The 14,988-nt window shown below is 43.8% G+C and carries 11 protein-coding genes; 3 read left to right on the forward strand and 8 right to left on the reverse strand.

What is annotated here, in order from left to right:
- Window positions 1-33: 33 nt before the first annotated feature.
- Together B2863_RS14205 and B2863_RS14210 are read right to left on the reverse strand one after the other, a co-directional pair.
- Complete coding sequence (locus B2863_RS14205) at window positions 34-1,410, reverse strand: NAD(P)/FAD-dependent oxidoreductase (protein ID WP_227676907.1); 1,377 nt, start codon at window positions 1,408-1,410, stop codon at window positions 34-36.
- Window position 1,411: 1 nt separating this feature from the next.
- The gene (locus tag B2863_RS14210) at window positions 1,412-2,755 is read right to left on the reverse strand and encodes a glutamine synthetase family protein (RefSeq protein ID WP_296211705.1); all 1,344 of its coding nucleotides are present in this window, start codon (window positions 2,753-2,755) and stop codon (window positions 1,412-1,414) included.
- A 466-nt stretch (window positions 2,756-3,221) separates the two neighbouring features.
- Between B2863_RS14210 and B2863_RS14215 the strand changes: the two genes are divergently transcribed.
- Both B2863_RS14215 and B2863_RS14220 read left to right on the forward strand, forming a co-directional pair.
- Window positions 3,222-3,962 (forward strand): gamma-glutamyl-gamma-aminobutyrate hydrolase family protein, encoded by a 741-nt coding sequence (locus tag B2863_RS14215; protein ID WP_296211707.1) that lies wholly within the window; start codon window positions 3,222-3,224, stop codon window positions 3,960-3,962.
- A complete protein-coding gene (locus tag B2863_RS14220) occupies window positions 3,937-4,671 on the forward strand; it encodes a cupin domain-containing protein (protein ID WP_296211708.1) in 735 nt (244 codons plus the stop codon). The genes B2863_RS14215 and B2863_RS14220 overlap by 26 nt, the downstream gene beginning before the upstream one ends.
- A gap of 131 nt (window positions 4,672-4,802) precedes the next feature.
- Here B2863_RS14220 and B2863_RS14225 read toward each other — a convergent pair whose 3' ends face one another.
- The 3 genes from B2863_RS14225 to B2863_RS14235 form a co-directional block, all read right to left on the reverse strand.
- A complete protein-coding gene (locus tag B2863_RS14225; RefSeq protein WP_296211709.1) occupies window positions 4,803-6,125 on the reverse strand; it encodes a glycosyltransferase family 4 protein in 1,323 nt (440 codons plus the stop codon).
- A 150-nt stretch (window positions 6,126-6,275) separates the two neighbouring features.
- Window positions 6,276-7,148 (reverse strand): TIGR03915 family putative DNA repair protein, encoded by an 873-nt coding sequence (locus tag B2863_RS14230; protein WP_296211710.1) that lies wholly within the window; start codon window positions 7,146-7,148, stop codon window positions 6,276-6,278.
- Window positions 7,149-7,223: 75 nt separating this feature from the next.
- Complete coding sequence (locus B2863_RS14235; protein ID WP_057760729.1) at window positions 7,224-8,492, reverse strand: putative DNA modification/repair radical SAM protein; 1,269 nt, start codon at window positions 8,490-8,492, stop codon at window positions 7,224-7,226.
- A 245-nt stretch (window positions 8,493-8,737) separates the two neighbouring features.
- Between B2863_RS14235 and B2863_RS14240 the strand changes: the two genes are divergently transcribed.
- Window positions 8,738-9,289, forward strand: coding sequence for a hypothetical protein (locus tag B2863_RS14240; protein WP_201579583.1), 552 nt, complete (start codon window positions 8,738-8,740; stop codon window positions 9,287-9,289).
- A gap of 189 nt (window positions 9,290-9,478) precedes the next feature.
- On the opposite strand, the gene B2863_RS14245 is transcribed toward B2863_RS14240, so the two are convergent.
- From B2863_RS14245 to carB, 3 genes are all read right to left on the reverse strand, one after another.
- Complete coding sequence (locus tag B2863_RS14245) at window positions 9,479-10,372, reverse strand: hypothetical protein (RefSeq protein ID WP_296211712.1); 894 nt, start codon at window positions 10,370-10,372, stop codon at window positions 9,479-9,481.
- A 472-nt stretch (window positions 10,373-10,844) separates the two neighbouring features.
- On the reverse strand, window positions 10,845-11,321 hold the full coding sequence (gene greA, locus B2863_RS14250) for a transcription elongation factor GreA (RefSeq protein WP_057760725.1): 477 nt from the start codon (window positions 11,319-11,321) through the stop codon (window positions 10,845-10,847).
- Between the two features lie 330 nt (window positions 11,322-11,651).
- The gene (gene carB, locus B2863_RS14255; protein ID WP_102078365.1) at window positions 11,652-14,915 is read right to left on the reverse strand and encodes a carbamoyl-phosphate synthase large subunit; all 3,264 of its coding nucleotides are present in this window, start codon (window positions 14,913-14,915) and stop codon (window positions 11,652-11,654) included.
- Window positions 14,916-14,988: the final 73 nt, after the last annotated feature.

A 14,988-nucleotide genomic window follows, 5' to 3' on the forward strand; every position in this document is an offset into this window, starting at 1 on the left:
ATCGACCGCTTTTATGCACGGTTGGTCATGTATTTACATGCCGGTGGTGTCTTTTAGTGCATACCACCACGAGCCCATGACCGAGTAAGGGACTCGTAGAGCCCTGCCACCTGGGAATGGAATCCAAGGTATCTGTGCAAAGGTGTCAAACTCCTTGGTTTTGCCATTGATGGCATCAGCCAAGATTTGCCCGAACAGATGAGAGCCTGTTACGCCATGTCCACTATAGCCGTGGGCGAAATATACGCGCTCATGTAGTTTGCCCATTTGTGGTACACGAGAGAAGGACAGGGCAAAGTTACCACTCCACGCGTAGTCGATTTTTACATCGCGCAGCTCTGGGAAAATCTTATTCATATTGGGTCTGATTTTTGCCGTGATATCAGCAGGATCTTGACCGCCATACACCGTACCGCCGCCGAACAACATGCGTTTGTCTGCTGAGAGACGATAGTAGTCAAGAATGTAGCGCACATCTTCGACACAGACATCAGTAGGGAGCAGTTGATCGGCCAAATCACCCAATGGCTCGGTCGCGATAATCTGCGTCGATACTGGCATCACGCGATCAGTCAGTTTAGGAATGACTTTATTGAGATAAGCGTTACCGCATAGAACGGCTTGCTTACAGGTCACCGTACCAAACTCAGTAATGACTTTAATAGAGTCGTCAGCGTATTCAATATCTACCACTAAGGTGTTTTCATAAATCGTGCCGCCATTTTTTTCGATAGCCGCTGCTTCACCTAATGCAAGGTTTAATGGGTGGAAATGTCCACCTGAATGATCGATGACGCCGCCCACATAAGCATCTGACTTGATATGCTCTTGAATGCCATTTTTGTCTAGCATTTCTCGGTCGTGCATACCGTGGCTTTCCCACAGTGCATGCGTCTCTTGCAAATCTTTTAGCTGTCCGTTATTCAATGCTGCAAAGATGTTTTTTTCTTTGAGGTCGCAGCTGATATCGTAGTCACTGACAAACCGGCGAATGATTTTGCCACCGCGAGTCACGAGCTGACCGACGAAGTCTGCGCTTTGTTGACCATAAGATTTTTTGATTTTTTGCAGGCTGGCATTTAGACCATTGACGATTTGACCGCCGTTACGACCTGATGCACCCCAACCAATCTGTGCGCCTTCAAGCACAACGACTTCATGATCTGTTTCGATAAGATGTAGGGCAGTTGATAAGCCGCTATAACCACCACCGACCACGCAGATTTCTACTTGAATATCGTTTTTAAGCGTTGGTCTGTCAGGCTTAGGGTTGCGACTGGCTGCATAATAGCTATCAGGGTATTGACCCTTATCCGAGTAATGCGGGATATTGCGCGTGTTATTAGAAGGTGGGTTTTGGTTCGTTGCCATATTGCTACTTTGATTGCTATTTGGGCTACTATTTGACATATCAAACATCCTGTAAATAGGTGAGGTATTCAAGGTTGGTCACTTGCTGAGCAAAGCGTTTGGCTTCTTGCTTTTTGACCGCAATCAATAGCTCAATCATCTCGCTTGGAAACAGTGAGTCAACCACATTGCTGCTCTCAAATTGACGAATGGCTGAGAGCCAGTCCAACGGTAAGGTTTTTAGTTCTGCTGCATCATAAGTAATGCTATTAATCGGTTCAGGCGCTTCAAGCTTGTTTTCGATACCATACAGTATACCTGCTAGTACTGCGCTACAAACGAGATAAGGGTTGGCATCAGCGCCAGACACCCGATGTTCGATACGGCGTGCTTTTGAGTCGCCACCTGGGATACGTACAGCTGCGGTGCGGTTTTCATAACCCCACGACACGTTGTTGGGGGCCAATGTACCGGGGGTAAAGCGGCGGTAAGAGTTGACATGTGGTGCAAATAATAAGGTGCAATCTGACATGGTTTTTAGCAGTCCAGCGACTGCATGACGCAACATATCTGAGCCTTCATCTGATCCATCATCGAATACGTTGTTGCCATCTTTATCTAATAAGCTGCAATGTACATGAAAGCCATTGCCAGACTGTAGGCCAAAAGGTTTTGCCATAAAGGTAGCGGTAAGCTTGCGACGAGCTGCCACGGCCTTAACCACTTGTTTAAACAAAATCGCGTCGTCAGCAGCTTTTAATGGGTCATCTACGTGTAATAAATTGATTTCAAACTGCCCACAACCATTTTCAGCCAGTGCCGCATCGACAGGGATATCGAGCTTTCCACACTGCTCGTAGACTTCATCTAAAAATTCATCGAATTGTAATAGGTCATTGATACTCAAGATGGACGTTTTATTTAGTCTTAAGCCGCTCTTAGGGCGGATAGGCGGCTTGGGTGTCTCTCCCTCAGTATAGTCAACCAAATAAAACTCTAGCTCGGTTGCCATCACTGGCGTCAGCCCCAGTGCTTTGAACTTTTTGCTAATGTAGTCCAAAACGTGGCGGGCATCACCGTAGTAAGGCTCATTGTCTTCGGTATATAGCCAAATCGGTAGTAGCGATGAAGGGGCACTGGTATTGAGAAGAGGATAAGCAGCGCGACCAGTTGGACGGGCAATAGCATCAATATCACCATTGCACTGCGAAGACTCGATGACATCAGCGCCCCATATATCGACACCTAAGATGGACAGAGGTAATCGGATTGCGCCGTTTTCTGCTTTTTCCATTTGATCAAAAGGGATGCGCTTACCACGAAGTAAGCCATTGATATCTCCTGCGGCAACATAGACGTACTCTGTGCTGTTTGCAGATCTGACCATTCCATTGGTTGTCATCATGTCTGTTCTTCCTATGAATTTGTAGAATTACTTGGTTTGTTACTGCTACTACGTTTTGGCTGTGGTGTCTAAACTCTCTGCTAGTGGCATTTATAACGAACACTTAATAAATAAGTATTTGATAAATGACGGGTTGAATCTGAGGTGTTTGTACTACTGCTAAATTTTTTATCAATGATATTAGTGACCTATAGACTGTGCTCTTAGGCGTTTTTATTCAGTCTAAAAGTTAAACTATGTTGGTTATCATTGCTGCTGACTTTTAATATATGGATGAAAACTATAATTGTCAATTTTTATTTAAAATTATCTTAAAATAACTCAAATGCAGGTTTTTAGTACAAATACCGATATTAATGAAGTTTATAGTTTACATTATAAGAAGCGTTGTGTTAAATTTTAGCTAAATAAGGGATTAAACAACATAGACAGCCTAGGTCTAGTTGTTATAACGAGGGAAAATGATATGAAAAATTCCAGACCTATTATTGCTATTGTGTCTTGTCATAAGATGGTTGACGGACAGCCAGCACAGGCGGTATATCAAAAATACATCGATGCAGTAAACTTTTACGGTGGCAATCCCATACTACTGCCAAATACAGCTGCCGATAGCGAAAACTTCGATGCGCTACTAGAAATAGCAGATGGAATTTTATTGACTGGTAGTTATAGCAACGTCGCCCCAACTCGTTATGGCGCGTTACATACCGAAGCCAAACAAGATCTAGGCCGTGATGAGCTGAGCTTCAAATTACTGGCTTATGCAGACGAAAAAAACATTCCGCTGTTTGCAGTGTGCCGAGGCTTGCAAGAGATGAATGTTCATTTTGGTGGCACGCTATATCCTGATTGGCGTGATATTGATGGGTTTTATGAGCAGCATTTAGAAGACAATACCCAACCGCTTGAGGTGCAGTATCAGCCCATACATGACGTCATCATTCAACCTCAAGGAAGGCTGGCAGCATTCGGTGAAAAGTGGCACGTCAACTCTTTGCACAAACAAGCTATCAATAAAGTAGGCGAGCGTTTATTCGTCGAAGCGTTAGCACCTGACGGTCTGGTGGAGGCTATCAGCTTGTTACAACATCCATTTATGATTGGTGTACAATGGCATCCTGAGTTAAATTATGCGCAAGATAGCTTATCCAAATTTCTATTCACGGAATTTATTCACCATGCCAGAGAACCACAAACCGAGTAGCACAACTAAAAGTAAGGCAGAGACTGCTGTCACTGATAGTGATAACATTGAAAACGATGTTGATAGTGTCGATGACAAAGATGCAGCTGATGTTGATATTGAAATAGATGATATCGATGATGACGAATTGAATGATTCTGAAACAGATGAATCGTTGAAAGAAGACATTGGCAAAAAGATTAACCAGCTGCGTCTAGCAAAAGGTTACTCGCAACGTAAATTGGCAAAACTTTCAGGGTTGACGAACACGTCTATCAGCTCGATTGAGCGCAATAAGGTCAGTCCAGCGGTCAATACGTTAAAGGCGATTTTGACAGTATTGGGTTCTGATCTGACCACGTTTTTTAGTGACGAGTGGAAAGAGCCAAAGGCTAGAGTGATCGTCACGCCAAAAGATCTATTAGAGCTCAATGAACCTAATAGCAAAGTATCGCTAAAGCAGGTCTATAACTGCAGCAGGACAAGGAACTTAGGGTTCTTGATAGAAACCTATCAGCCAAATAGCTCAACAGAAGAAAAAATCGCTCACGAAGGGGAGGAGATTGGTACGGTCATCGAGGGTAAGATTATTATCCGTATCGAAGACAGTACCTACTTGTTAAATCAAGGTGATAGCTATGTGATTGATACCATTCAGCCGCATACTTTTATTAATCCTACCGATAGCGTTACCCGTATCGTAAGCGCCCATACACCAACCACATACTAAACCTAAGCTAAATTTCGTCAGTTTTAATATTGCCCAGTGATAATTGAACAAAAAAGGCTACTTCCATTTTAGGAGTAGCCTTTTTTTGATTATAAAATTACCTATCGAATACAACGCTTGGCTTACGGCTGTTAATTGTCTTCAGTGGTTTCTGTCGTATCTACATTATCTGCTGTCTTAGATTTTTCTTTGGTTAGCTTTATTTTTGGATTTTTAGCAACAGGTTCGATATTTTTCACAGCGACATTTAGGGCAGGTTTAGACGCTTTTTTCAGACTGCGTTTGATGCGTCGAACTGCGATAGCATCTGCTTCTGCTTGTTCTTCGGCAAGCGCCGCATCATGTAAGTTTTGATACACTTCAAGCGTCTTTTCAATCATCTCACGCATGGTGAATTTGTTGGTCATTTCAGGACGCGTCACGCTCTCTAGCTGGTTTCTAACTGCTTTACAAAGCGCATTGGCATTGTACTTTTTTACCAATCCTTGTGGGTAGAGTGGTTGTAAAATCTCGCTAAAGGCAGCTTGATCCCAACCAATAACGGGCGTACCTAGATGTATGGCTTGTAGGGCATTAATACCGATTGACTCGGGCTCATTGGCAAGTGCCATGACGATATTGGCCGCCGATAGCCATTCCCGCATATCATTACGTTTGCTACCCACATAGGTAATGCGCTCAGCCAGTCCCAAGCTGTTAGTACGTTGGCGAAAATCTTCATGAGCGACATCGCCGTCTTTATAGTCTTCATCCATAATAATGACATGAATATTTGGGAATTGCTCTTGCAGGTTACCCAAAATATCTATTAGCCACTCTTGCCCGTACTCATTACCGATGACGGTTGGGAATACGAGCCATTTTTTGTGCTCAAGCTCAGGGTACTCGGCAAAGGTATGACGTAACCAATAGACCGACGGATTATGACGATAAGGGTAGCGCCGAGTATCGATACCACGATAGATACGCGTGATGACCTTAGGATCTACGTCTTCGATGCGCAGTCCTTTTTTTAAGTATTGCGTGACACTATCAGATACGGTAATTATCGTATCAACATTGAGTAGGGCTTGAGAGTACTTATTAATAGGATAAAAACCATACATGGTCGAGACCAGTTTGGGAAAACGCCTGACGCGAGCGCGGCGCAGTGCCAAATGCAATATCCATGCAGGGGTACGCGAATGTACATGAATGACATCAGGTTCGTACTTTTCTATCAAATGCCGTAGGGCAGAGACTTGCAATAGCGATAGCCAAGACTTTTTATTTACGTGCAGCTGATGGTATATATTGCCATCGCGCTTGAGACGTCTAACCAAGTCATTGTCTTCATCGGCACTCGAGACAATGATAGAGGTATGCTCATTTTTGACCAATGCTCGCCCAAGATGAAAAATGCCGCGCTCGGATTCATCATGCTTTAGAGACGACAGTAAGCGCATAACTTTCATAATAGCGTTGGTCACCGGTTAGTAATATCAATTTGCTATTGTCAGTTAAAAGCGATTAAAACTCAACCATCAAGATAAAAAGATGAGGTCAGATAGGCGGTTTTTACACTATATAAGCGTAAGACGTGGATTAATAAACACCAAAAGCCGTTAGCGTCGTTTTTGTAAATGTTCAGCATTGGGCAGTACTTGTTTTTCACTCAAGTATTTCCAGTAGCGCTGCGGGAGATATTGTTTATGCAGCTTAGGGTTTTTACGCTCTTTGATATTGACGTTGGTAAAATACCCTTGCCAGAATTTTTGATAGCGCTGCTCATCAGGACTATGGATGCTAGCAGGATTGCGTAGTACCGCATCATCGAGGTCGGTGATGGTTTGCAGCTTCGCTGGACGTGATGGCGTGCTATTACTTTTATCATAATAGATGCCATAGCCTCGAGTTAGATCGTAAATCGCCCAATGTTGATCTTGATAGCGCTGACGAAAGTGCTCTCCGATTAGTGGCAGTACATTAAAATCAGGCTCTACACGTGCAAAGTAAATATCATCAGTCGTATGCTCAAAACGTACAAATGCTTCCATACGATGTTTCTCACGGCCAACCGATTTGACTGTCTGTACTAGCTCCAGAACATCTAAGTTACCTAAATCTTGCATAATCTGACGGCTAGGGTAGTCGATGGCGTATTTGACCACGCGAAACAATGTCGTACCGATATCTTCTTTCTCTGATAAAAAACCCCATAAGATATTTCGCATGCCTGAGCGACCTAATAAGGTATTTAATTTGACTAACACCCGCTCGGCTTTGTCCTCATCAGTTGCCACGCTAATCGCCTGAGCGATGAGTGAGGGCACATAGCAGTCTTGCGCCGTTAGTTTCAGTGACACATCATCTTGTAGACGATTGGCATAGACATAAAACACAGCACTCAACCAACCTTCAAAGCTAGGCTCATACAGTACAATGCTAGGCGTCAATTGACCGACAGCGTAAGAGTCATTTTGCATAAGTGCTGACATGTTATATCCTACATTTCTATCATAAATACAGTAGCGAGATAGCAGGTTTTTTAACGCACAATACCTAGAGCCATTCTAAAATAAAGCCAACTGCCCAGTACGTTGATCGTTAAACTTGGTCTGCGTTTGAGCCAATACATACTGACGGAAATTATCGCGCGTTAAATGAGCAAGGTGTTCGTTTTTACCAGTGGTTGCGATGAAGTATTTAGCACGGTTGACCGCAGCGCCCATCTTTTTTAGATGGTATAGCGTTAATTGATTGAACTTACGTGCTTTGACGATTTTTTTAGCAGTCTTTGTACCGATACCTGGGATACGCACAATCATCTCATAAGTCGCTGTTTGAATATTGACTGGGAAATGCTCGCGATGGCGTATTGCCCAAGCCAGTTTTGGATCGCAGTCTAAATCTAAGAATGGTGACTCCGGCTCCACAATCTCATGCGCACCAAAACCATAAAAACGCATTAACCAATCTGCCTGATACAGACGATTCTCCCGCACCATCGGCACAGGCGTTCCAATCGCAGGCAAGCGATTATCAGAGAGCATAGGTACATAACCTGAGTAATAGACCCGCTTGAGATCGTACGTTTTGTAGAAGTGACTCGATAGCTGAATCACCTGTAGGTCAGTCTCGTTACTTGCACCAACGATCATTTGACTGGTCTGACCTGCTGGCGTGAACTTAGGCGCTTTTTTATGAGTCTTACGGCTCTCACGAATGGTGATGATTTCTTCTTTTACCGTCTCCATTGGTGCTTTTAATTGATCGTGAGATTTTTCTGGCGCAAGCAAAGCCAACCCTGATTTGGTTGGAATCTCGATATTGACGCTCAAACGATCCGCATATAATCCTGCTTCTAGCAGCAACTCTTTTGACGCACCTGGAATGGTCTTTAGATGAATGTAACCATTAAAGCGCTCACGCGTACGCAAGAGTTTGGCAACTTCGACCAGTCGTTCCATCGTATAGTCGCCACTTTTAAAGATACCAGAGCTAAGAAATAACCCTTCGATATAGTTACGGCGATAAAACTGCATGGTTAAGTCGACGACTTCTTCGACACTGAACGCGGCGCGCGGCGTGTCATTGCTCTTGCGCGAGGTGCAATAAGCACAGTCGTAAATGCAGTGATTGGTCAAAAGAATCTTTAACAGGCTGACGCAGCGACCATCTTCGGTATAGCTGTGACAGATACCTGTTGCAGAGGCATCACCTAGTCCGCCGCCTTGGTTTTTGCGAGTACCAGCGGAGGATGAGCAGGAGACATCATACTTGGCAGCATCGGCCAAGATATTGAGTTTGCCCTGTAATCTTTCATAATTGATGTTTGCCATAAGTCGCGTTTTACCAATTAATTAATGAAGGACTATTTTACCAAAATTATCGCTAAGTCATTGTATTTATAGGAGAATCCCAAAAACAACACGACAAATAGTGTCGTATGATTCGTGTCTGATATAGTAAACAGTAGTTTGAGGTTTATTTAAAGGCTAAACTCTGTGGCTTAATATATTCACTTTTTAAGGGTAAATATAGATTTTTTCAAACATTCCAAGAAAGGCTCTTTTAGAGGGATTTTATGCTCAAAAAATTTAAAGAAAAATCAGCGTCTCAAAAGTTCGATACGTTTCTAAATGTCTCGTTTATATCTTTTTTCATTGCACTCAATTTTTTGGAATGGCAGGGTAGAGGTTTTCCGCAGGAGTTGGAGCTACAATACAGTGAAGGCATTATCACTGATACGGGATTTAGTATAGCCTTGCAATCTATCGAAAATCCTAAACAAATAACGCTTTACGGCTGTAGCTATAATGTATTTGGCTTTATTAATACTGGGTCATGTATGGGTCCTACATACCTTGAACCTAGGCTTGGCAAGTACGCAAGAGTTGGTTGGTACTATCAGCCCAATTTTTTAGGCGTATCGAATAATTTACCGCAATTAGTCAGCTTAGACATTAGAGAATCAGAGGAAGATCTGCAAATAACTTACGAAGATACCAAAAACCTAATGTTCGATCAAAACATGATAAGAGTGCTCACTACGTCAATCTTTGGTTTTGGTTTTATCTTTTTTATGACAAAACTTAATAATCTAATTAATCGGCCTATTCTGTATAAAGAAAAATAATCTTCTCTAAAAGCTCAGCTATTTCTGCCACTGCATCAAGCATTTATATCCTAAGCTTAAAGCAGTGCTTTACCACACCCAAAACCAAGCCGCCGACACAAAAAAGGTCTTGCTGACTAGATAGCTAGTCAGCAAGACCTTTTACATATAACGATAACCGTTAAATAATAATATACGACAGTTTAATGTTTATTGAACCTTGGCACGTATGATGACGGTTTTGGCCGCATTGGCATCAAAGTTCACTAAGTTCCATTTCAGACCAGAGTAGTTTTCTTGGACAACCACCGTATTGCCAACCTGCTGAATGGTTTGATAGCTGTCTCCGCCAGTGGTAGCAAGCGTCGGCAGAGGACTATTCAACGAGACTAACTGGACGCCACTTGGTAATGAAATCATGGCGTTGATATCATTAACCGGCTGTGCTGTGGTGTTGGTATAAGTGGTGTGATACTCGATCACATCGCCTGGGGCAATATGATTGGCAGGAACGGCAACTTCACGTCCATCAGCATTTTTTAGAATTTTCATGACTTTGGTGTTGGCATTGACCACGCCAGGCGTACTAAAGGTAGGGGTCAGTTGCAATGTGTCCAAAGTTGTCGTCGTGGTCGTTACTTGATTGGTCATTGGCTGCTGCATAATCACTGGCGGGGTGACATTGGTTGCGACAGGTAGTACTTGCGTCACGCTGCTGGCAGGCGTGGTAATCACATCTACTTTAGTGACTTTATTGGTAATAGAGTTAGTCACTGGTACGCTAGTAACGGTCGTCGTACCTTGGACAACAGGAGACTGACGCACGACGTAGCGTGGCACAGTGGTCACCTGAGTCACCGCGTACGGCATGCCGTCTTGCATGGTGATACCGTTTGGCGTCGCCGTAATCGTAGCAGTTTTGCCATCAGAGTATTGCTCGACAACAGTGGTGCTACCGCTCGCAGATGAGCTAATAGCAATCTCAGGGGCAGCATTGGCGGATGATGCGGCTAACACGATACCTGCTAGTAATGCAGACATAGCTGCATTTTTTGTCATAGTTGTTTTAGCAGTTGGTGTTTGAAAACCATTGTTCGTAATCATAAAAGACTCCTCAAAAATAATAGTAAGTAATACAACAATAGATAATGCTTAGATAAACAAAACCCCCGCTATATGACACCAAAAAATATGCCAAATAACGAGGGTAGTAGTGCTGATGTTAGCCTATGTTTGCGATCAGACCATCATTATTTTTAGTAAAAGCGCAGCAGTGTTAACTTGCATAGAAGGTTATTCAATCTTAACTATTTCTTATTGAATAAACTGAATATTGAAGCTATTGTGCACTCAAACTCAAATAATTATGCGCCAAAACAAATCATGGATAAAAGCAGCATTATGTAACCGAAATGGTATAAATGCTATTTATGTGTAGTACAGCTTTCATCTATGGAATTGAATAGCAAAGTAGCCAGTCGTAAGCGCTGCTATAAAAACTACTATCTAAAAGTCATTTCTCGAACTGTCTAACTTTGAGAACATCAAATTTATAGATTAGAACGCAGTGTAGCTATTAGTCATATATAACTTTCATGACTTCATATTCAACCACGCCCTTTGGCGTTTCGATGCGCACTTCGTCACCTTCGAACTTACCAATCAAACCACGAGCGATTGGTGAGTTGACTGAGATTTTGCCAGCTTTAAAGTCAGCTTCATCATCGCCAACGATTTTGTACTGTTTTTCTTCTTCGGTGTCCATGTTTTCAATCACGACGCTGACACCAAACACGATACGGCCTTCTTTTGGCAGTGTCGAAGGATCGATGACTTGAGCGCCACCAAGTTTAGCTTCGATGTCACGAATACGTGCTTCACAAAAACCTTGTTGCTCACGGGCAGCATGGTATTCAGCATTTTCTTTCAAATCGCCGTGTTCGCGTGCTTCAGCAATCGATGCTGTGATGCGTGGACGGTCGACACTTTTTAGCTGTTTTAATTCGGCTTCTAGAGCCGCGTGTCCTTGCGGAGTCATTGGGTAACGTTGCATGTTTTTTCCTTAAACCAATAACACCACACCACCTCATAATGAGATGGTGTCAGTGTTGTTGCAATGGATATAAAATATAAAAGAGTGATAATTAAGACGATGTAATGAATAAGTTGGCTATCATTTATGAGTGTATCTCACCTCAATTCAAGCATAGGCGCACTTAAGCTTACGTAATAAAAAGCATAGTCGCAATTTAGCCACTATGCTTTTTAGGTCTATCACGGTAAAGGTATCGTTCCTCAAGCATGGTTGGCTATATTTAAAGCAAACAACGATACTTGAGTGAGCTTTTAGGCAAGCCTAACGGTTATGCTTAATCTACTGAAATTATTCAGCCACGTCAATAGACTTTGCTTGCTCATGCAAATCTTGTAACTTATAGACATCAAACGGTAAGTCAATCGCGTAAGATTTGCAGACGGCATCAGCGGCACCTAACGTGGTGACGTAGAATACTTTGCCTTGTAGTGCACTACGGCGAATAGAGAACGAATCCTCTTGAGCTTGCTTACCTTCAGTAGTATTGATGATAAGGTCGATTTTGCCGTTTTTCAAGGCATCAACGATATGCGGACGACCTTCAGTGACCTTGTTGATTTGTTGACTTTCGATACCAGCGTCGCTCAGTACTTTTTGCGTGCCAGTGGTCGAGACAATCTTAAAGCCAAAGTCTGCAAGCTGACGAGCAATCGGAGCGATTTGGGCTTTATCACTGTCACGAACTGAGATAAAGACGGTTTTTGTCTCGCCTTCAGTTGGTAGACCTGGCAGACGCTCATTACTACCGATAATGGCCTTGTAGAATGCTTCGCCAAAGGTTTTGCCCACGCCCATAACTTCGCCCGTTGATTTCATCTCAGGACTCAAGATTGGGTCAACACCTGGGAACTTAGCAAATGGGAATACCGCTTCTTTGACCGCATAGAATGCTGGGACAATCTCAGTGGTAAAGCCTTGATCTTTAAGCGAAGTACCAGCCATACAGCGAGCAGCAACCTGTGCTAACGAAGTACCGATACACTTAGAGACGAACGGTACTGTACGTGCAGCACGTGGGTTCACTTCTAGGATATATACGGTTTCGCCTTTTACCGCGAACTGTACGTTCATTAGACCGATAACGCCTAGCTCTTTTGCCATAGCGACCGTTTGTGCGCGCATCACGTCACATAGCTCTTTAGACAGTGAGTATGGCGGTAGCGAACATGCTGAGTCACCTGAGTGGACACCCGCCTGTTCGATATGCTGCATGATACCGCCGATGACAACATCAGTACCATCGCATACACAATCAACGTCGACTTCGATAGCGTCATCTAAGAAGCGATCGAGTAGGACAGGCGCTTCGTTCGATGCTTGTACCGCAGTACGTAGGTAATGTCTTAGCTCGTCTTCATTGTAGACGATTTCCATCGCGCGGCCACCTAATACATAAGATGGACGTACAACCAATGGATAGCCTACGTCTTTTGCTTTAACCAAGCCATCTTCCAAGCTGGTTGCTAGTGCGTTTGATGGCTGTACTAGGTTTAGCTGCTGAATCATATGCTGGAAGCGCTCACGATCTTCGGCACGGTCGATTGCATCTGGGCTAGTACCGATGATTTTAACGCCTGCTGATTCTAGTGCACGAGCAAGTTTCAATGGTGTTTGACCACCGAACTGTACAATCACGCCATCAGGGTTTTCGATACGAACAATCTCTAGCACGTCTTCTAATGTGATTGGCTCAAAGTATAAACGGTCAGAAGTGTCATAATCGGTTGAAACCGTTTCAGGGTTACAGTTGACCATGATGGTCTCGTAGCCGTCTTCACGCATGGCAAGCGCTGCATGTACACAGCAGTAGTCAAACTCAATACCTTGGCCGATACGGTTAGGGCCACCGCCGATAACCATGATTTTCTTTTTGTCTGTTGGGTTTGCTTCACATTCGCTATCGTACGTCGAGTACATATAGGCCGTGCTAGTAGCAAACTCTGCGGCACAGGTATCGACACGCTTATAGACTGGATAGACGTTCAAATCCCAACGCTTTTTGCGTAGTTGCTTTTGTGAGATACCAAGTAATTTGGCCAAACGCAAATCTGATAAACCTTTGCGTTTAAAGCTGCGTAGATTTTTCTCGTTTAAGCCGCCAAAACCAAGTGATTTTACGGTGGCTTCTGTTTTAACGATGTCTTCGATCTGTACCAAGAACCATGGGTCAATCTTGGTAAAGTTAAACACTTCATCGACACTCATACCGACGCGGAAGGCATCAGCAACGTAGTAGATACGCTCAGGTGTTGGAATGGTTAGGCGATTGATAATCTCGCTACGCGCCTTTTCAACGCTTACTTTTGATAAGTCAATTTGCTCATCAAAACCATCCGCACCTGTTTCCATACCGCGCAATGCTTTTTGCATCGACTCTTGGAAGTTACGACCAATTGCCATCACTTCACCGACCGATTTCATCTGAGTCGATAGGATGTTGTCTGCTTGTGGGAATTTTTCGAAGTTAAAACGAGGTATCTTAGTCACGACATAATCAAGCGCAGGCTCAAAGCTGGCTGGCGTTTTGCCACCAGTGATGTCGTTTTGCAATTCATCTAACGTATAACCAATGGCCAGTTTCGCTGCGATTTTGGCAATCGGGAAACCAGTGGCTTTTGAGGCTAGGGCAGACGAGCGCGAGACGCGTGGGTTCATCTCAATGACGACCATGCGACCAGTATCAGGGTTGATACCGAACTGTACGTTTGAACCGCCCGTTTCTACACCGATCTCACGTAGTACTGCTAATGACGCATTACGCATGATTTGGTATTCTTTGTCGGTCAAGGTCTGTGCTGGTGCGACGGTGATTGAGTCGCCCGTGTGCACGCCCATTGGGTCAAAGTTTTCGATGGCACAGATAATGATGCAGTTGTCGTTTTTGTCACGAACCACTTCCATCTCGTATTCTTTCCAACCAATCAATGACTCATCGATAAGCAGTTGATGGTTTGGAGACAAGTCAAATCCGCGCTCGCAGATTTCAATGAACTCATCACGGTTATAAGCGATACCACCGCCTGAGCCACCCATGGTGAATGATGGACGAATGATACACGGATAGCCCATTTTTTCTTGAGTAGCAAAGGCTTCTTCCATGGTTTCAGCCGTTTCAGCGCGAGGGCACTCAAGGCCAATACGCTTCATGGCTTTATCAAACAAGTTGCGATCTTCTGCCATTTCGATTGAGTCTTTGGTTGCACCAATCAACTCGCAGTTATACTTGGTCAATACACCGTGCTTGTCTAGCTCTAGCGCACAGTTTAGTGCTGTCTGTCCGCCCATCGTTGGCAAGATTGCATCTGGACGTTCTTTGGCAATGATTTGCTCAACGGTTTGCCAAGTAATCGGCTCGATATAGGTCGCGTCAGCCATGACAGGGTCAGTCATGATGGTCGCAGGGTTTGAGTTGACCAAGATGACGCGGTAGCCTTCTTCTTTTAGTGCTTTACACGCCTGTGCGCCTGAATAGTCAAACTCACATGCTTGGCCGATGACGATAGGGCCTGCGCCAATGATAAGAATGCTTTTTATGTCGGTACGTTTTGGCATAGTTAGAGCTACCTTCGTTTGGGTGATAATTTGAGTAATCTTTATTTTTGATAACGCTCATGGCGTCTTATGC

The organism is Psychrobacter sp. UBA3480, assembly GCF_002377945.1.
In the GTDB taxonomy this organism is placed as follows: Bacteria; Pseudomonadota; Gammaproteobacteria; order Pseudomonadales; family Moraxellaceae; genus Psychrobacter.